The organism is Micromonospora zhanjiangensis, from assembly GCF_042650605.1.
GTDB classification, from domain to species: Bacteria; Actinomycetota; Actinomycetes; order Mycobacteriales; family Micromonosporaceae; genus Micromonospora_J; species Micromonospora_J zhanjiangensis.
Map to the genome: position 1 here is coordinate 1 of NZ_JBHSBN010000025.1, position 18,237 is coordinate 18,237.

17 protein-coding genes are annotated in these 18,237 nt (G+C 69.8%); 8 read left to right on the plus strand and 9 right to left on the minus strand.

Annotated elements, in window-relative coordinates; genetic code table 11:
- Nucleotides 1-100 precede the first annotated feature (100 nt).
- On the minus strand, nucleotides 101-589 hold the full coding sequence (locus ACFOX0_RS26540; protein WP_377550874.1) for a Scr1 family TA system antitoxin-like transcriptional regulator: 489 nt from the start codon (nucleotides 587-589) through the stop codon (nucleotides 101-103).
- Nucleotides 590-944: 355 nt separating this feature from the next.
- On the opposite strand from ACFOX0_RS26540, the gene ACFOX0_RS26545 reads away from it, so the two are divergent.
- Nucleotides 945-2,078 (plus strand): AAA family ATPase, encoded by a 1,134-nt coding sequence (locus tag ACFOX0_RS26545; protein WP_377550876.1) that lies wholly within the window; start codon nucleotides 945-947, stop codon nucleotides 2,076-2,078.
- Nucleotides 2,079-2,084: 6 nt separating this feature from the next.
- Here the strand turns inward: ACFOX0_RS26545 and ACFOX0_RS26550 are convergent, their stop codons facing one another.
- The 3 genes from ACFOX0_RS26550 to ACFOX0_RS26560 all read right to left on the minus strand — a co-directional run bounded on the left by ACFOX0_RS26550 (nucleotide 2,085) and on the right by ACFOX0_RS26560 (nucleotide 4,196).
- The gene (locus tag ACFOX0_RS26550) at nucleotides 2,085-2,603 is read right to left on the minus strand and encodes a helix-turn-helix transcriptional regulator (RefSeq protein ID WP_377550878.1); all 519 of its coding nucleotides are present in this window, start codon (nucleotides 2,601-2,603) and stop codon (nucleotides 2,085-2,087) included.
- A 511-nt stretch (nucleotides 2,604-3,114) separates the two neighbouring features.
- Nucleotides 3,115-3,336 carry a DUF397 domain-containing protein gene (locus ACFOX0_RS26555; RefSeq protein ID WP_377550880.1) on the minus strand — a complete coding sequence of 74 codons (222 nt, stop codon included), beginning with the start codon at nucleotides 3,334-3,336 and terminating at the stop codon, nucleotides 3,115-3,117.
- Nucleotides 3,333-4,196 carry a helix-turn-helix domain-containing protein gene (locus ACFOX0_RS26560; protein WP_377550882.1) on the minus strand — a complete coding sequence of 288 codons (864 nt, stop codon included), beginning with the start codon at nucleotides 4,194-4,196 and terminating at the stop codon, nucleotides 3,333-3,335. Before ACFOX0_RS26560 ends, ACFOX0_RS26555 begins: the two co-directional genes overlap by 4 nt.
- A 344-nt stretch (nucleotides 4,197-4,540) precedes the next feature.
- Between ACFOX0_RS26560 and ACFOX0_RS26565 the strand changes: the two genes are divergently transcribed.
- The 5 genes from ACFOX0_RS26565 to ACFOX0_RS26585 all read left to right on the plus strand — a co-directional run bounded on the left by ACFOX0_RS26565 (nucleotide 4,541) and on the right by ACFOX0_RS26585 (nucleotide 10,994).
- The gene (locus tag ACFOX0_RS26565; RefSeq protein WP_377550884.1) at nucleotides 4,541-4,732 is read left to right on the plus strand and encodes a hypothetical protein; all 192 of its coding nucleotides are present in this window, start codon (nucleotides 4,541-4,543) and stop codon (nucleotides 4,730-4,732) included.
- A complete protein-coding gene (locus ACFOX0_RS26570) occupies nucleotides 4,729-5,589 on the plus strand; it encodes a hypothetical protein (RefSeq protein ID WP_377550886.1) in 861 nt (286 codons plus the stop codon). The genes ACFOX0_RS26565 and ACFOX0_RS26570 overlap by 4 nt, the downstream gene beginning before the upstream one ends.
- The gene (locus ACFOX0_RS26575) at nucleotides 5,586-6,215 is read left to right on the plus strand and encodes a hypothetical protein (protein ID WP_377550888.1); all 630 of its coding nucleotides are present in this window, start codon (nucleotides 5,586-5,588) and stop codon (nucleotides 6,213-6,215) included. Before ACFOX0_RS26570 ends, ACFOX0_RS26575 begins: the two co-directional genes overlap by 4 nt.
- A 124-nt stretch (nucleotides 6,216-6,339) precedes the next feature.
- Nucleotides 6,340-9,429, plus strand: a complete 3,090-nt coding sequence (locus tag ACFOX0_RS26580) for a type I restriction endonuclease subunit R (RefSeq protein ID WP_377550890.1) — start codon at nucleotides 6,340-6,342, stop codon at nucleotides 9,427-9,429.
- The gene (locus ACFOX0_RS26585; protein ID WP_377550892.1) at nucleotides 9,426-10,994 is read left to right on the plus strand and encodes a serine/threonine-protein kinase; all 1,569 of its coding nucleotides are present in this window, start codon (nucleotides 9,426-9,428) and stop codon (nucleotides 10,992-10,994) included. Before ACFOX0_RS26580 ends, ACFOX0_RS26585 begins: the two co-directional genes overlap by 4 nt.
- 358 nt (nucleotides 10,995-11,352) lie before the next feature.
- On the opposite strand, the gene ACFOX0_RS26590 is transcribed toward ACFOX0_RS26585, so the two are convergent.
- Nucleotides 11,353-12,243 (minus strand): hypothetical protein, encoded by an 891-nt coding sequence (locus ACFOX0_RS26590; RefSeq protein ID WP_377550894.1) that lies wholly within the window; start codon nucleotides 12,241-12,243, stop codon nucleotides 11,353-11,355.
- Between the two features lie 254 nt (nucleotides 12,244-12,497).
- Entirely contained in the window at nucleotides 12,498-13,859 is a 1,362-nt protein-coding gene (locus ACFOX0_RS26595; RefSeq protein WP_377550896.1) for a cellulase family glycosylhydrolase, read from the minus strand.
- 331 nt (nucleotides 13,860-14,190) lie between these two features.
- Between ACFOX0_RS26595 and ACFOX0_RS26600 the strand changes: the two genes are divergently transcribed.
- Together ACFOX0_RS26600 and ACFOX0_RS26605 are read left to right on the plus strand one after the other, a co-directional pair.
- Complete coding sequence (locus tag ACFOX0_RS26600) at nucleotides 14,191-15,153, plus strand: TIGR03557 family F420-dependent LLM class oxidoreductase (protein WP_377550898.1); 963 nt, start codon at nucleotides 14,191-14,193, stop codon at nucleotides 15,151-15,153.
- 125 nt (nucleotides 15,154-15,278) lie between these two features.
- Nucleotides 15,279-16,223 carry a helix-turn-helix domain-containing protein gene (locus tag ACFOX0_RS26605; protein ID WP_377550900.1) on the plus strand — a complete coding sequence of 315 codons (945 nt, stop codon included), beginning with the start codon at nucleotides 15,279-15,281 and terminating at the stop codon, nucleotides 16,221-16,223.
- 20 nt (nucleotides 16,224-16,243) lie between these two features.
- Here ACFOX0_RS26605 and ACFOX0_RS26610 read toward each other — a convergent pair whose 3' ends face one another.
- The 3 genes from ACFOX0_RS26610 to ACFOX0_RS26620 all read right to left on the minus strand — a co-directional run bounded on the left by ACFOX0_RS26610 (nucleotide 16,244) and on the right by ACFOX0_RS26620 (nucleotide 18,232).
- Nucleotides 16,244-16,918 carry a peptide deformylase gene (locus tag ACFOX0_RS26610; protein WP_377550902.1) on the minus strand — a complete coding sequence of 225 codons (675 nt, stop codon included), beginning with the start codon at nucleotides 16,916-16,918 and terminating at the stop codon, nucleotides 16,244-16,246.
- Nucleotides 16,919-17,145: 227 nt separating this feature from the next.
- Nucleotides 17,146-17,457, minus strand: a complete 312-nt coding sequence (locus ACFOX0_RS26615) for a hypothetical protein (RefSeq protein ID WP_377550904.1) — start codon at nucleotides 17,455-17,457, stop codon at nucleotides 17,146-17,148.
- Nucleotides 17,458-17,617: 160 nt separating this feature from the next.
- Complete coding sequence (locus ACFOX0_RS26620; protein WP_377550905.1) at nucleotides 17,618-18,232, minus strand: ATP-dependent Clp protease proteolytic subunit; 615 nt, start codon at nucleotides 18,230-18,232, stop codon at nucleotides 17,618-17,620.
- Nucleotides 18,233-18,237 lie beyond the last annotated feature (5 nt).

Genomic DNA, 18,237 nt, shown 5'->3' on the forward strand with positions numbered 1-18,237 from the left:
GTGATCAAGACCGTCGCCCGCGACGCCTACGGCTTCCGCAACCCCATCAATCAGCGACTACGCACCCGCTGCGCCACCACTCGACGAACCCGAGGACACCTCAACCCCCGCTAACTTCGCTGAGCCTCAATGTTGAGGCAGGGGTGCCGAGCTCTGCCGCGTTGCGGATCAGTGTTGTCGCATACTCACGGGTCTGCATGAGGCCAGGTAGAAGGGTGAGATTGTACGAGCAGATGCGCTCGGCGCGGCTCTCCAGCCAGGGGTAGTCGATGAAGGAGGCGTCGACCACGTCGCCGTAGTCCTCGTCCCAGCGGTCGGTACGCCACACCTCCTCCGCCAACCCCAGCAACCGAGCCCGTTCGGTGGCGTGGTGGAAGCCGTACAGGTCCAGCAGCGCGACCACGTCGCCCTTGCGGATCGGCCAGTCGCCACGTTCGTAGCGGCCGAGCGCGGACATGTCGCGGGCCAGATGCTCGGCGACGAGTTTCAAGGTCATCCCCCGCTCCTCGCGCAGCGCCCGCAACTGACTGCCGAGCCACTGCGCCCGCAGGGTGCGGATGAAGGGCTTGTGCGGCACGGTATCCACCACCTTCTCGAAGAATCTTGGAAAGGCCCGCGAAGGAACCATTGCTCCAGTTCAGACGCACTGGAAGCGTGGCCTTCGGGTGATGGTGATTACCGGCCCCCGGGAACCCCCGGTGCAAGCACGACAACCGCGGCTGTAGCCAACAGCCGAGAAGGTGTCGAGAGACGGCCTCGCGTATGGCAGACGCATATCGACTCTCGGCGGGTCTCAACTAGAGCGTCGAGATTCCCGCACAGGAATCCCGGCCCCGAACCGACTTACCGAAATACCTATCACAAACGACCGGTCCCCCGCGACCCCCCGAACACCAACGCGCCACCAGGAGGTGCAGATCAACTTGAAGAGAGCGTCTCCGTGGATGAGCCGGGTCCGGGTTCGGGACTACAAGAGCATCGCGGGGTGCGATGTGGCTGTGGGGCCGTTGACCTTGCTCGTCGGCCCGAACGGTGCCGGGAAGAGCAACTTCCTGGACGCGCTCGCCTTCGTCGCGGACGCCGTCACCACCACGCCGCACCAGGCGATCGAAACCCGGAAGAGGCTGTCGGAGATCCTGCGACGGGTGCCGGAGCCGGCACAGTCCTTCAGCGTCGTGCTCGACTTCGTCCGCGACCGGGGACGTGACGAGTCCGAGTGGGAGCGCTGGACGTACGGCTTCGAGATCGCGCCGGCGTCCGGCAGCAGTGCAGCGTTCGAGGTGCGCTGGGAAGAGTGCCGGATGACCCGAGGCCCGGAGAGGACTGCGGGCTTCCGGGTGGAGCGGGGAATCGTCGGACACCCGGACCGCTACCGGGGCGCTGCCGTCGAGCCGGGAAACCTGTTCGTGCCGACGATCGGCACGGTGAGCCCGCGACTGAGCCAGCTCACCGGGACCCTACGAGGGATGCGTTTCTACGACATCGATACCAGCACGCTGCGGCTTCCACAGCCATCGGTTGAGCGCGCTGTACTCGGCCGGCGCGGCGAGCACCTGGGCGATGTGCTGGGCGATCTGCTCACCACGTACCCGGAGGTCAAGGCCCGGGTGGATGACTACATGGCGGCCGTCGCTCCTGGGGTGACCGGCATCGAGCGGCAGACGGCCGGGCGGTATGTGACGGTCGAGATGCGGCAGCGTACGGAGGTCGGAGCGGAAGCGAGGTTCGGCCCGGATGCCGTGTCGGACGGGACCATCCGCGCGGCCGGTGTGCTCGCCGCACTGTTCCAGCCTCCGGTGCGCGATCGACACATCAACCTGGTCGGCATCGAGACGCCAGAAGCCGGGCTGCATCCGGCCGCCGCCGACGCTCTGTACGACGCGCTGACGGAAGCCGCCGAATCCGTCCAGGTGATCGCGACGACACAGAGCAACAGTTGGCTGGACCGGGACGACATCGACCCGGACAGCGTGCTGGCGTTCGCGAACAGCGCTGGTGCCACCATCATCGGACCGCTCGACGCGACCAGGCGACGGCTCATCCAGGATGGTCTCTACACCGTTGGCCGAACGACGTGACACCACTCATGCCGCGAGAAGGTCGGTAAGAGCCGAGAGGTGGGCAACCTTGTTCCGGTGCTGTCGGGCTTGGAGGACCAGGTTCGCCACCACGAGCGCGGGATCGATGTCGGGCACGTCGAGGCCGATGTGCTCGCGAATCCACGGCGCAACCTCACTCCAACGGTAGAAGGACGCGCCCTCCCGCGAGGGATTGACCGGGGGCGGGAAGCCTCCTGGCCCTCGCGCGCCAGTGGCATAGCGCCGAACGGACTCACGGCTTTGGCCGATCCGGTCGGAGATGTCGGCGAGCGTCAGCAAATCCTCATCCACCACGCGGACCGCGGTGAGTCCCGCCGATTCGATCGCCCGCACCGCTGACGCGATGGCATCGGCCAGGGTCGCGGCTTTTCGGTCGAACTGCGCTGTCGCAACTCCGTGGTCGACACCGAAGGCGGCGTCGTCACAGCCGGCCTCGAACAGTGCGTCAATCTCGTCGTCGGTCGGCGGATGGTCCAGGACAACGGTGAATACCTGAACCTTCACTGCTCAGCCCTCCCTTCGCTTGCCTAGTCCGGCAGCGAGCCGACCGGCGCGACGGGGTGGGTGTGGTTGCGAGTAAATCGGTCGATCTGCTTGGCATGGGTCGCCGGCACACGGGGCGTAGACCAGACCGACTGAGTCGCAGGGCAACGACGGCACCTTATCTCACCCCATCGATGCCCTTTGTGGACTTCGGTGACCACCAGGCCGCCAAGTTCCGCCCGGCGCAGGGCGGCTGCGATATCTTTGTTCTGGTGGCGTCCCGAACTGACCATGCTCTACTCCCGAGCGTCGAAACCGATTCACTCTTGATCATTGCGCCTCCATTAGTCGTCTTGCCAGTTGCCCTTTTGCAGTCTTGCCAGTTGCCCTTGTTGTATTGCTCAGTTGCTCACTTGTAATTTGAGGGCGTGTTTTCCAGTGTCCAGATCCGGGACACCACGACACTACACCAGTGTGGTGCACTAGTACACCACCGGCGGCAAAACGTCTCTCAACATCCCTGGTGCGGCTGTCACCGGCCCAGGAAGTCGAACTCACCCTCCTTGATACCGCCGACGAAGGCGTCCCACTCTTCGCGGGTGTAGACGATCACGGCGGCGTCGGGGGCCTTGCTGTGTCGGACGGCGACCCGACCGGACCCGTCCAGGATCGGCCCTGCCTCCACGCAGCTTCCGCCGTTGCTGTCGCTCTTGGTGCTGATGTGCCAGGCAACCGGGGACGAAATCTCGCTCATGACAACTCCTCCGCGATGGTCTCGATCAGCCGCGCCGACGCGCCTTCCTCCAGCGCGCTCTCCCAGAGCCGAGCGTACGCGCGGACGAAGCGCTCCGACTTGGGCGATTCGACGTAGAGGCGGCCCCCAAGGGACTCCACATAGGCCACCTCGGGGTAAGGGTCCGGAAGACGGAACAGCCAGAAGGTGCCGTCGAGTCCTTGGTGAAATCCGGTCGAGGCCGGCAGGACCCGGATCTGCACGTTGGGCCGGCGTTGGAGCCGGAGCAGGTGTTCGAGTTGCCCCCGGTGGGCAGCAGGACCACTGCCCTGACGACGGATCACCGCCTCGTCCAGGACCGTCGAGATCTTGATCGGGTGCTCCTTGCTCAGCACCTGTTGCCGTGACATCCGCAGCTCGATCCATCGTTGGATGGTCGACTCGGGCACGTCAGGCTCGGCAGCGTTGCGGATCACCGCCTCGGCGTACTCGCGAGTTTGGAGCAGTCCCGGCACGAGGGTGAGGTGGAAGCAGCTCACGCTCTCGGCTCGGCTTTCCAGCCAGGGGTAGTCGATGAAGGAGGCGTCAACCACGTCGCCGTAGTCCTCGTCCCACCGATCGGTGCGCCAGACCTCCTCCGCCAACGCCAGCAACCGAGCGCGTTCGGTGGCGTTGTGGAAGCCGTACAGATCCAGCAGCGCGACCACGTCGCCCTTGCGGATCGGCCAGTCCCCGCGTTCGTAACGGCCGAGCGCGGACATGTCCCGGGCCAGGTGCTCGGCGACGAGTTTCAACGTCATCCCCCGCTCCTCCCGCAGCGCCCGCAACTGACTGCCGAGCCACTGCGCCCGCAGGGTGCGGATGAAGGGCTTGTGCGGCACGGTATCCACCACCTTCTCGAAGAATCTTGGAAAGGCCCACGAAGGAACCATTGCTCCAGCCAGAACCCACTGGAAGCGTGGCCTCCGGGTGATGGTGATTACCGGCCCCCGGGGACGCCCGGTGCAAGCACGACAACCGCGGCTGTAGCCAACAGCCGAGAAGGTGTCGAGAGACGGCCTCGCGTATGGCAGACGCATACCGACTCTCGGCGGGTCTCAACTAGAGCGTCGAGATTCCCGCACAGGAATCCCGGCCCCGAACCGACTTACCGAAATACCTATCACGAATCACCGGTCCACCGCGACCCCCGAAACACAGACGTGTCACCAGGAGGTGCAAAAACGTGAACCGCGCTCCCCTCAACGAGCCCGACCCGCCCGACCACGGCGGCCCGTCCACGCAGGATCTGGACAACGCCGATCTCGTCCTGGCCAGTCACTCGCCCGTGGCCGTCGCCTGGCTGGCCTGCGCCTGCGGCGAGGACTACCCGTGTGACGAGGTCCGCTTCGCCCAGCTCGTGAAGGAGGGTTTGTGACCGGCCTGTCCCCCACCGACCTGACGGACTACGCCGACCAGCAGTTCGCCGAGGCACAACAGACCATCGACGCGCACACCACCTCCGCGTACACCGGTCTCTGCCTCGCCTGCGGACGGCCCGGCCCCTGCGAGACGCTGACCGCCGCGCGCGAGCAGGCCCGCGCCTACAGCCGGCCGGGCCTGCCGATCCAGGCCGCCGCGCCGCCGCCGCAGGCGCACGCCGTCACGTCGGCCGCCGGCGCGATGGAGGACATGCGGAAGGCGATGCTCGCCGCCATCGCCTCCGCCGACCGGACCACCGCCAACCTCAGCGGTGTGCCGGGTCTGCGCCGGTGGGTGGCGCCCTGGGAGCACGCGATCACCGCCGGCTGGGACGCGCTCGGCCACGTCCACGCCGGGCTCGGCCACGCCCGTCGGCTGCCCGACACCCCCGGCGGCAACGTCGGCGAACTGCTCGCCGAATTGCGCACCGCGCGCACCGACGCCGACCGCGCCGCCGCCCTGGCCGGCGCCGCGCGGCTGCGCCTCACCGTCGCCGAGGACCAGCTCCGCCGTACCGGAATGCCCGCCGGGCTGGTCGCGGCCCGCCGGTGGGCGGCGGCGATCAGGCGGCTCGACCTGCTCGCCGCCCGCCTGGCCGTCGCCGCCCGATCCCTCGACCGGTACGCGGACAACCTCACCGGCCTCCCGCCCAAGCCCCCGGCCGCGCTGCCGATCCGACGAGGCGGCCCGGTCCCGGACGTGACCGCCGCCGCGAAGCAGGCGGTCCACCTCGTCACGGCGGCCAGACACCGCACCCGGCCCGGCCTCCGGGCCACCGTCCGCCACTACCTACGACTGGAGAACCGCACGTGAACCAACCCCGCGCCGCCCTGCACGACCTCATCGGCGGCCAGGTCCGCCAACACGACCGACGGCTGCGCCGGTTCAGCGAACCGGACTGGCAACGCTACGCCGACCTGCTCTCCGGAGCGTTCCTGCTCGCCGTGCGCCGCCGCTTCCGGCCCGGCCAGGAACGGGCGCCGATCATCCGGTTCGTGGCCACCGTGCGGGAGCGGTTCGACCACACCGGCCACGACCTCGACCCGGTCATCGCCGAACGACTCGTCTGGGCCGCCCTCGGCGAAGGCAAGCCCGAACCGGCCACCTCGGCCGCGATGGCCGCACAAACCCTCCTCGTCCTCGGCCTGCTCGAAGACGAAGGCATGGCCGAAACCGAACTCGACGAATTCCTCGCCACCGCCGACACCCTGGCCCGGACCGCGCCCACCGGAGCCGAGGCGGCGCCGCCCGAGACCGACAGCCCGGTGGCCGACCAGGTCGCCGCCGACCCGGATGGCGATGGGGTGGCCGACGTGCCGGTGGCCGACGGTCCGGTGGCCGGCGTGCCGGTCCCTCGTGCCTCGGTGCCGCCGGTTGCCGCCGGCCCTGTGGCCGACATGTCCGACACGGACGGACGGGCCGGGCCGACGGACGGGTGAGTCAACTGCCGGCGGGCCGGCTCCCGTGGGGGCCGGTCCGCCGGCGCGCGGCGCACGCCGGTGGCCGGGCGGCGGCCGGACGGGTGGTTGTGCGGCGACAGACGGTAGGCGAGGATGATCGCCAATGGATGCCGTGCACACCGAGAAGCAGCTTGAGAACGCGATCGAGACCGCCCTGCTGGGCGCCGGTTGGCAGTCCGGGCCGGACAACTACCGCCCGGAGTTGGCGCTCGACACCGGCGAGCTGGTCACCTTCCTCGGCGCCACCCAGGCCAAGGTCTGGGAACGCCTGGTCGAACGGCACGGCGACCGAAACCGGGCCCAGGCCGAGTTCGGCAAGCTGCTGGCCGCCGAGATCGACGGGCGCGGCACCCTGGACGTGCTGCGGCACGGGGTGCGGGACCGGGGCACGCTGATCCGGCTCGCCTACTTCCGGCCCGGTCACACCCTCGCGGCCGGCGCGCTCGACCAGTACGACGCCAACCGGCTGACCGTCGCGCGGCAGCTCCAGCCGTTCGAGCGAGGCACCGGAGCGCCCGACCTGACGTTGTTCCTCAACGGCATCCCGGTCGCCACCGCCGAACTCAAGAACCCCGGCACCGGCAGCACCGTCGAGGACGCCAAGAAGCAGTACCGGCGCCGCGACCACCGGGAACGCTTCCTCGCCCGGCGTACCCTCGTGCACTTCGCGGTCGATCCGGACATGGTCTTCCTGACCACCCGGCTCGCCGGGGAGCAGACCCGGTTCCTGCCGTTCAACACCGGCTCGGCCGGCCCGGGACTGGACGGTGGCGCCGGGAACCCGCCGGCCGCCGGACCGGACCGGCACCGGACCGCCTACCTGTGGGAGCGGGTCTGGCAACGGGACAACTGGCTGGACCTGCTGCACCGCTTCCTGCACGTGGAGAAGCCCGCCGGCGCGAAGGGGCGGCGGGCCGCGGCCGGGCCGATGATCTTCCCGCGCTTTCACCAGTGGCACGCGGTGCGCGAGCTGACCGGGCACGCCGCCGCGCACGGCGCCGGCCACAACTACCTCGTCCAGCACTCGGCCGGGTCCGGCAAGTCGAACACCATCGGCTGGTTGGCGCACCGGCTGTCGTCGCTGCACTCGGCCGACAACGAGCTGGTCTTCGACAAGATCGTGGTGCTCACCGACCGGCTCGCCCTGGACCGGCAACTCCAGGACACCATCTACCAGTTCGACCACGTCGTCGGGGTCGTCAAGAAGATCGACCAGGACTCCGCCCAGCTCGCCGACGCGCTGACCGGGCAGACCGCCCGGATCATCATCACCACCGGGCAGAAGTTCCCCTTCATCCTGGAGAAGATCAGCCAGGCGGGCAAGGCCAAGGAAGTCGCCGGGCGGCGCTACGCGATCATCGTCGACGAGGCGCACTCCGGGCAGACCGGGGAGATCTCCAACAAGTTGAAGGAGGCGCTCGGGCAGCTCGGCAGCGAGGACGGCGACCTGCTCACCGCCGCCGCGCTGGCCCGCGGGCGGCACCCCAACCTGTCCTACTTCGCCTTCACCGCCACGCCGAAGCAGAAGACCATCGAACTGTTCGGCACCCCGCGCGGCGACGAGGTCCATCCGTTCCACATCTACTCGATGCGGCAGGCCATCGACGAGGGGTTCATCCTCGACGTGCTGCGCAACTACCTGATGTACCGGACGTACTGGCGGCTCAAGAACGCCGCCGCCGACGAGGCCGACCGGGAGGTCGACCCGCGCAAGGCCAAGGCGAAGCTGGTCCGGGCCGCCGAACTGCACCCCACCTCGCAGGAGCAGCGCGCCCGGATCATCGTCGACCACTTCCGCGAGCACACCGAGCACCGGCTCGACCACCGGGCCAAGGCGATGGTGGTCACCGGCTCCCGCGAGCACGCGGTCCGGCTCTACCACGCCATCCGGGCGTACGTGGCCAAGCGGGGCTTCACCGACTGCGGCACCCTGGTCGCGTTCTCGCAGACCGTCACCCTCGACGGGACCGACTTCACCGAGACCAAACTGAACGGCTTCGGCGAGAAGGAGCTGCCCGACCGGTTCGAGTACGTCGCCGCGGACGACCCGCACGCCGCCACCCGCAACCAGCCCGAATACCGGCTGCTGGTGGTCGCCGACAAATACCAGACCGGCTTCGACCAGCCGCTGCTCACCACCATGTACGTCGACAAGCAGTTGCGCGGCGTCGCGGCCGTGCAGACGTTGTCCCGGCTCAACCGGACCCACCCGCTCAAGGACCAGAGCGACATCTGCGTCCTCGACTTCGTCAACGACGCGCACGACATCCAGGAGTCCTTCCGGCCGTACTTCCGGGAGACGGTCACCCAGCCGACCGATCCCAACCTGCTCTACCAGTTGGAGCGGAACGTCAAGGAATTCCAACTGCTCGCCGACTCGGAGATCGTCGCCTTCGGCGAGGCGTTCGCCGCCGGCAATCAAGCCACCGCCACCCGCGCCCAACGGGAGAAGGCGCACGCCCAGCTTCAGCACCTCACCGACCCGGCCGTCGACCGGTTCGAAGCCCTCGCCGCCGAGGACCCGGAGGCCGCCGAGGAGTTCCGCGCCGCGCTCACCGACTACACCCGGGCGTACGGCTTCCTGTCCCAGGTGGTCGGCTACGAGGACCGGCAGTTGGAAGCCCTCTACTACTTCGCCCGCTACCTGTGGAACCGGCTGCCCCGACCGCGCGATCCGGGCGTCGACATCGGCGAGGTGGACCTGACCCACCTGCGGATCACCAAGCGGGGCGAGGCCGACGTCCGGCTCAGCGCCGAGGACGAGGCCGCACCGCTGCGCGGCCTGTCCGGCGAGGGACGCGGCGCGGCCGGCGAGGTGGAGGAGGTGCCGCTCGCCCAGGTCATCGCCGAACTCAACGAGCTGTACGGGCTCAACATGAGCACCGGCGACCAGATCCTGGCCGGCCAGTTGATCGTCGCGGTCGCCGAGGACCCGGAACTCAACCAGGCGGGCCGCGCCAACGAGCCGGAGAAGTACGGCCAGGTCTGCGACAAGAACCTCGACCGGATCGTCATCGAGAAGGCCGAACAGAACTCCGAGTTCATCCGCCGGTACTTCGACGACCGGGCGTTCCGGGAGGCGTTCACGGAGGTGGCGCGGCAGCAGTCGTACGCGATGATCCGCAGACCGCTGCGCCGCTCCGCCGAACGCCGCGCGACCGGCGGTGGGACGGGCGGGACGGGCCGGTCGTGACGGACGGTCTCGCCCGGGTCATCGCCGACCGGTACCGGTTGGAGCACCCGATCGGCCAGGGCGGCATGGGCGAGGTCTGGTCCGGCTACGACCTGCGGCTCGACCGGCGGATCGCGGTCAAGCTGATGAAACCGCCCAGCGGGCTGGCCGCCGTCGACCCGGACGCCGCCGACACCGCCCGCAAACGGTTCCTCCGGGAGGTACGCACCACCGCCGGGCTCAACCACGTCGGCATCCCGGCGGTGCACGACACCGGCGTCGACGACGTCTCCGGCGACCTCTACCTGGTGATGCAACTGCTGCGCGGCGCCGAACTGCACGACCTGATCGGCGAGGCCGACTACGACTCGGAGCCGCCGTCGGTCGCCTGGGCCGCCGCGATCGGTACCCAGATCGCCGCCGTCCTCACCGAGGTGCACCGGCTCTCGGTGGTGCACCGGGACATCAAGCCCCGCAACGTCTTCGTCACGCCGGGCGGCGTCGTGAAGGTGCTGGACTTCGGCATCGCGGCCCTGCTGGACGGCGGCGACGCGAGCCGACTGACCCGGGTCGGGATGACCGTCGGCACCCCGCCGTACATGTCGCCGGAGCAGGTGCTGGCCAGCCAGATCGGGCCACCGTCCGACCTGTACTCGCTCGGCTGCGTGCTGCACGAGATGCTCACCGGCCGGCCGCCGTTCGAGGAGACCACCGGCGTCTCGGTGCGGTACCAGCACATCAACTCCACTCCCCCGACGGTTCGGATGGCCCGGCCGGACGTACCCGGGGCGGTGGACGAGCTGATCCGGGCGTTGCTGCACAAGACGCCCGAGCGGCGGCCCACCAGCGACGAGGTCTACGACCTGCTGCTGCCGTACTCCCTGGGTCCCCCGCGGGACCGCGACGGCCGGCCGGGCGGCGGGCCACGGGACGACCTCGACCCGACCCGGCCGTTCCGCCGGCCGATGGCCGCGACCCCACGCGCCGCCCCGGCGTACGTCGTCCCGGCCGCGGCGCCCGACCTGCCGGCGCTGTCGGTCGACGAGGCCGAGGACGTGATGGACCGGGCGGCCGACCTCGCCGCGGAACGGCGGTTCACCCAGGCGGCCGACCTGCTCGGCGCGGCGATCGGCCGGACCGGCGCCGACGACGAACTCGCCGCGGAACTGCGACTCCGGCTCGGCCACGTCTTCCTGCTCGCCGGCGACTTTCGGCGTGCCGCCGCCGAGTTCGACGCCGCCGGATCCTGGTTCGGCGAACGGCACGGCAGCGACGACGAGACGGTGCTCGAATGCCGGTACTACGCGGCCACCTGCCGCGCCGCCGACGGCGAGGACAGTCGCGCGCTCACGGAATTCCGGATGTTCCTCGACGACTGGACCTCGATCGCCGACGAACGGGACGACCGCAGCATCGACGTACGCCGGCAGATCGGTGGTCTGCTCATCAGGCTCGGCCGGGCCGCTGAGGCTCGGGAGGAACTTGCCCGGCTGCACGCCGACGTCGTCCGCTGGGACGGCCCGGACAGCCTCCAGGCCCGCCGGATCGCCGCCATGCTGGAACGCGTCGAACGCTACGAACCCTGAGTCGGGCCTTTACCTTGACCTAGGCCGTCGCCCGCCCTCACTTGCCCGTCTCCCGCTCGCTCGGCCCCCGCCGCTTCCGCGCAGCCACCCGAAGCAGCGGCACCCCGCACGCCCGGCACGCCCGCACGCCCCGCACGCCCGCGCGCCCCGCGCGCCCCACCCGCGAAGCAGCAAAGTCCCCGACATTGCTGTTATCCGCCCACGCGAAGCAGCAATGTCGGGGATTTTGCTGTTATCCCGGCCAAGCGAAGCAGCAATGTCCCCGACATTGCTGCTTCCAGCCCTGCCGGGAGGGTGCGGCAGGCTTGGATGGCGTGCGAGGGACGGGGTCGGGGGTGAGGGGCGCGGGAGGACGGGGTCAGGAGCGGGAGCGGAGGGCGGCGCGGAGTTCGGCGACGAAGCCGTCGAAGTCCTCGCGCATCCGCTTGGCGGTCACGTGCAGGACAATCCAGTCCGAGCCGAGCAGCTTGTTCAGACGTCGACGATCACGGTGAAGTTGCTCCTCGGCCGCGTGCCAGACACCGTCGTACTCGACCGCCACCCGCAGTTCCGGCCAGGCCAGGTCCACCCGCGCCACGAAGGCGCCGGCACGCTCCACCACGAACTGGGCCACCGGACGGGGCAGGCCGGCCAGCACCAGACGTACCCGAAGTCGGGTCTCCTGCGGGGACTCGGCGGCCGGGTCCACCAGGTCGACCGCCCGCGACATCCGCCGGTGCCCGCGCCGCCCAGCGCGGTTCTCGGCGTACGCGCGGAGGGCCGGGACGGTGACCAGGCGGCGCTGGACCATCTGGTCGAGCAGGACGACCGCCTCCACCGGGTCGAGCCACTGGGCGAGGTCCCAGCAGGTGCGCGGCGGTGTGGTCAGCCGGATCCCACCGTGCGTTCGGATCTCGTCCGGTGGCACGTCCGCCAGGTGGATCCGCAGGCCGGCGACCGGGCCGAAACGCACGGCCCGCGGCGCCACCACCTCAACCGGATCGGTGTCCGCGAGGGAACCGACGCCGTAGAGGCTGGCCGCCGAGCTGCCGGCGATCGCCCCCTCGGGCGGCAACAGGTGGTCCGACGCCGCCAGACAGCGGTGGCGATGGCTGACCGGCAGCGTCGCGTCGGCGTAGATCCCCCGGAACAACGGACGCCACGCGGCGCTGCGCAACTCGGTGGGCGTCAGCAGCTCGGCCGCGATGACCTCGCGGGCCAGAAAGATCTTGCCGCGCAGCGGTGCCGGGCGGCGGGGTGTCTTCGGCATCGCGGCAGCCTGCCGCCCCACCTCGGGTCCCCACTGTCACCCACCCACCACTGTCGACAACCCGCCACCACCCCACCCACCCCACCCACCCCACCCACCGCGCCGGGATGAGACGACAATGTCGGGGACTTTGCTGCATCGCGGATGGGCGGAAGCAGCAATATCCCCGACATTGCTGCTTCCCCCGCGCGCCGTCCACGCGGGCGGAGGCCGGGTCCGCGGGGCGGGCCCGGCCTCCGGGGGTACCTCGACGGTCAGCCGGAGCAGCGGAGGGTGGGTACGGAGTTGGTGCCGGTCCAGGTGCCGAGGAAGCCGAAGCTGGCGCTGGTTCCCACCGGCACCGTGCCGTTGTGCTGGACGTTGCGGGCGGTGACCTCGGCCCCGAGGCTGGCGACGTTGGCGTTCCAGAACTGGGTGACCTTCTGACCGTTGGCAAACGACCAGCTCACCGTCCAGCCGCGCAACGGGAGCGAACCACTGGGGGTCACCTTCACCTCGGCCTGGAAGCCGCCCGGCCACTGCCCCGTGATCGCGTAGCTGGCGGTGCAGCCGGCGGCCGGCGGCAAAGTCGAGCTGGTCGGCCGCGTGGTCGGCGTCCCGGTCGGCAACCCGGTCGGGGTGCCGGTCGGCGGGTTGGCCAGGTAGACGGTCGCCTCCTTGGCGGTCTGCTTGATGCCGTTGGCGCCGTTGAAGATCCGCTGACCCCAGCTGGTCAACTGGCTAGGGTTGAAGTTGGTGACCATGTCGAGGTATTCGACGCCGCCGCCGTTGCCGCTCCACGACCAGCCGAGATAGCCGATCCCGTTGGCCTGGCTGTACGACATGATGGTGTCCTCGTCCACGTCACCGTCCGAGTGCCGGTCGCCGAACTCACCGACCACGATGGGCAGCCCGGCGGTACGGAACCGGCCGAGGTAGTCGGTGATCTCCGCGGCCGTGTCGAAGACGCCGTACATGTGGATCGAGAAGATGGTGTTGCGGTCGGCGTCGAACACCTTGGACGCGTTGTCGCGCATGGTGAACGTCCAGTCCTGACCCCAGTTCGGAGCGTCGACCATGAGCGTGTGGTGGAAGCCGGCGGCCCGGAGCCGCATGAGGGCGTCGATGGTGTCCGTCGTCCAGGTACCGTAGTTCTGGTTGCCGTACGGCTCGTTGCCGAGGTTGATGATGACGTAGCGTTCCTGGCCGTTGAGCACGTCCGCCAGGCTCAGCCAGTAGTCGACCGCCTTGCTGAGCGGAACCGCCGCGCTGTCCTCGCCGTACCCGGTGGTGTCGTGCACCTCCAGGACGCAGATCAGCCGGTTGGCCTTGCAGAGCGAGACGACGTTGGCGACGTCCGAGGGGGTGTTCCTGGTCCACCGGTCGCCACTGCTCAACACCACCCGTACGGTGTTGGCGCCGAGCGCCTTGATGTTGGCGAATGAACCGGTTTGGCTCGGGTACCAGGTGTGCGCGTGGCTGACCCCGCGCATCACGAACGGGTTGCCGTTGGCGTCGTAGAGCTTGCCGCCGCTGACGTAGAAGCCGGTCGCCGCGTGCGCCGGTTGCATCACCATCAACATCCCGGCGACCAGTGCGAACAGGGTCGTGACGGCGAGCGCTATCCGTGTCTTCATTGACCTACCTCAGGAAGTGCCCCATGGACGGGGTCGACACAATGACGGGAGGGCAGCCGCAGCCCGGCAGCTACCGCCCGGCTCCCTGGGCGTTGCGATCAGGGTAGGCGCATCGACGAAGGTGAGCAACCGGTTAAGTTCGTTCAGTGGCCGGTCGTCGGCCCCCGTCCAGTTGCCGCCCCGGACGGAGGTTGCCGCGCCGGAGCGTGGTTGCCGCTCCCGTTTCGGGGTATCCCGTCACCATCCGCGCCGACCGGGCGGTTGACCGCATCGAGGACGCCGGTCGGGCGATGACGACGACGGCCGGGCAGAACGCGGGAGGGGTCGAGAGATGGTGGCGGTGGGTTACACGCTGTTGGGCGAGCAGGCCGGCCCGAAGCAACTGGTGGACTACGCGATCCGGGCCGAGGACGCCGGCTTCGACCTGGCGGTGGCCTCCGACCACTACTACCCGTGGCTGGAGAGTCAGGGCCACTCGCCGTACACCTGGTCGGTGCTGGGCGCGGTGGCGCAGGCCACCTCGCGGATGTCGCTGATGTCGTTCGTGACCTGCCCGACCCGCCGCTACCACCCGGCGGTGGTGGCGCAGAAGGCCGCGACGGTGGGCCTGTTGTCCGACGGCCGGTTCACCCTCGGCCTCGGCGCCGGGGAGAACCTGAACGAGCACGTGGTCGGCGCCTGGCCGCACGTGCACCAGCGGCACGAGATGTTCGAGGAGGCGCTGCGGATCATCCGGCCGTTGCTGGACGGCGAGACGGTCACCTTCGCGGGCGACCACTTCGACGTGCCGGAGGCGTACCTGTGGGACCGGCCGGAGCAACCCGTCCCGATCGCCGTCGCGGCCTCCGGGCCGTCGTCGGCCGACCTGGCCGGCGAGTACGCGGACGCGGTGATCGCCACCGAGCCGGACCCGCACGTGCTCGACCTGTTCGACCGGGCCGGCGGCTCCGGCAAGCGCCGGTACGGGCAGGTGGCGATCTGCTACGGCCCGGACGAGGCCGAGTGCCGCAAGATCGCACACGACCAGTTCCGCTGGTTCGGGCTGGGCTGGAAGGTCAACGCCGACCTGCCCGGTCCGGAGTCGTTCGCGAGCGCCACCCAGTTCGTCCGCGAGGAGGACGTGGCGGCCAGCATCTCCTGCGGTCCGGACGTCGAGGCGCACGTGGCGGCGTTCAAGAAGTTCGTCGACGCCGGGTTCACCGACGTGGCGATCGTGCAGATCGGCGAGGACGGGCAGCCGCGGTTCCTGGACTGGGCCCGCGACGAGTTGCTTCCCCGGCTGCGGGAGCTGTGACGTCGAGGTGGGTGGGTCAACGTTGACCCGCCCACCTCGACGTCAACGCTTTTGTCAAGTTACCGCCAGCAGTCGACCGGCTACTGAGAATCATCGACACTGGAGCCCCCGAGCCGGAGGCTTCGATGACTCCTTCGCAACGGCGCGACCCGCTCGCCGACTTCGCCGCCGAGATCCGCCGCTGGCGTACGCTGCGCGGGTTGTCGATGAAACAGCTGGCCCGCCGGATGGGCTTCGACCCGTCGTACATCAGCCACATCGAGGGACGGCGTTACAGCCCCAGCCAGGAGTTCGCCTGGCGGGCCGAGATGGTCCTCGACTCGGGCCGGATGATCCTGCGCCGGTTCGCCGCGTACGAGGCGAGCCAGGCCGCCCGCCCGGAGGGCGACCCCGCCACCACCGTCCGCCGGCCGGTACGCCCGGCACCGCCCGAGATCCCCGGCGGGGTGCTGGTCGAGCGGGAGGTGGCCTGCCTGACCTACCGCGAGCACCGGTACCACTGCGACGTGCAGCGCACGATCTACAACGCCGGGTCGGAGCCGGTCAGCCGCTATCCGGTCCGGATCCATGTGGACCTGCGACCGGACGGGCGGGACGACTCCGACGGCTACTACCACGACCATCCACTGTCCTGGGACGAACTGTCCTTCTCGGCCAGCCTGGAGACCCCGCTCGGTCGGCCGATCGGCTGGCGGGTGCTGCGCGACCGGGACTCGTTCAAGAAGCTGATGCTGCTCTTCGACGGGCGCTCCGGCCCGCTGCCGCTCGCGCCCCGGCACCGGATGGAGCTGCGCTACTCGTACCAGGTCGGTGACGACAAGTGGGGTCCGTGGTTCCAGCGGAACATCCGGTTCCCGACCAGCCAGTTGCTGGTCCGGCTGGACTTCCCCGCGGCGGTCGCGCCGACGGTGTGGGGGGTGCAGTGCACGCACACCAACGACGTCGCGCTGCACACCCCGCCGCGGCGGATCGACCGCGGCGAACGGGTCACCTTCGAATGGGGCACCACCGACCCGACGCTGGCCACCGAGTACCGGTTGCACTGGCGGTTCGCCGACCGGGCGGCCTGAGCCGAGCCGGCACCGACCGGTCACGGGCGGGCGGTACGGAACGTCCACCGTTGACCGGTGCCCCGGTACTGGGCCACCGGAACCAGTAGGGCGTCCGGTGCCATCCGGCCCCGGTAGAGCCGGCCGTCGAGGTGGTCGATCTCGTGTCCCACCAACCGGGCGTCGGCCTCGGCGAAGGTGGTGACGAGTGGACGCCCGGCGAGGTCCTGGTGGCGCACCACGATGGTCACCGGCCGGACCACCATCCCGCGCACGTCGAAGAAGCTGAGGCAGCCCTCGTACTGCTCGTCGAGGTCCTCGGACTCCTCCGCCACGGTGGGGTTGACCAGGGTCAGGGTCCGGCCCGTCGCGGTGCGTACCAGTGCGGCGCGGCGGCCGACCCCGACCTGCGGGGCCGCGATGCCCATGCCCTTGGCGAACACGTGCAGGCCGGTGGCCCGGTCCGCGACGACGGCGAGCCGGTCGAGCAGCCGGCGGGCCGCGTCGGCCTCGCGGGGCAGGTCGAACTCGCGGGCCACCGCGTTGAGGATCGGAGCGCCGTCCTGGACGATCCCGATCGCCGCCATCCGCGCGCTGGGGGTGGGCGGCGTGGAGTTGTCGGCCCGGAACCGCGCCCGCCGCTGGGTCGGTACGCCGGTCGGGCGGGCCGGCGCGGCGCTGTCACCGGGCCGGCGGTCGATGTGCTCGTGCTTCACCGGGAACCTCCGAGGGGGCTGGAACGGTCGGTGACTGGTCTCGGCCGCGTTCACCCGTCAGCCGTCGACGCCGCGGGCAGGAGAGAATTGGGAGTGGACGGTGGGAATTCCCGGAATCGTGCGACGGATTCGGTGGGAGTTGCATTCCTACGCGATCAATAAATCGCCGGCGGATCGCGCGCCGGGCGAGCAGAGTGGCGCCGGGGAGGGGACCCTTGCAGGGTACTTCACCAGGTCAACAAAGGCAGTGGCCCCGATGCGGAATTTCGCATCGGGGCCACTCGCCCGTTGTCGCAATCGGCGCGGCGCGCCGGACGTCGGTTGTCGGTCAGGCGGTGGTGCAGGCGTTGCCGTTGAGCGTGAAGTTGGTTGGTTTGGCGCTGTTGCCGGTGTGGTTGGCTGGCGCCGTCCTGCGGCGCGGCGATGTGCCCGCCGTCGAAGGCTGCCCAGACCACCGGATAACCGGCCCGGCAGCCCGAGTAGGTGGTGACGATGTGGGTCAGGCTGCCCGTCCTCGGCTCGGCCGGGGTCTGCGGCACGCGACTCCCTTACCGGTATGCATTGATCGAGCTAAATGTCCATGCAAGGTAACCTGTTAGCGTTAACATGGCAAGACGTAGACGCCCTTCGGCGTCCCGGGACAGGTGGTCGTGCTCGTCACGCGGACCGACGAACACGACCACCGCGGGATGCCCGACCTCAGCCGGCCCCACCGTCGGTCGGGATCTGCGCGACATGGGTGATCACTTTGTCGATCATCCCGTACTCCCGGGCCTGCTCGGCGGTGAACCAGCGGTCCCGGTCCGAGTCCTGCTCGATCTGCTCGACCGTACGGCCGGTGTGCCGGGCCAGCAGTTCGTTGCCGGTCCGCTTGACGTGCAGCATGTTCTCCGCCTGGATGGCGATGTCCGCCGCGGTGCCGCCGAACCCGCCGGCGAGCTGGTGCATCATGATCCGGGCGTGCGGCAGCGCGTAGCGCTTGCCGGGGGCACCCGTGCAGAGCAGGAACTGCGCCATCGACCCGGCCAAGCCGATCGCGATCGTGGCCACGTCGCTGCGGACGTACTGCATCGTGTCGTAGATGGCCATGCCGGCGCTGATCGAGCCGCCGGGCGAGTTGATGTAGAGCATGATGTCGCGGTCCGGCTCGGCCGCGGCGAGCAGCAGGATCTGGCCGCAGATCACGTTCGCCGAGGCGTCGTCGACCTCGGAACCGAGGAAGACGATCCGCTCCTTGAGCAGCCGCTCGAAGACCCCGTCGTCGAACGACGTGCTGCCGCCGGCCGCCCGCATCCACACCTGGTGCTGTCTCATCGTCC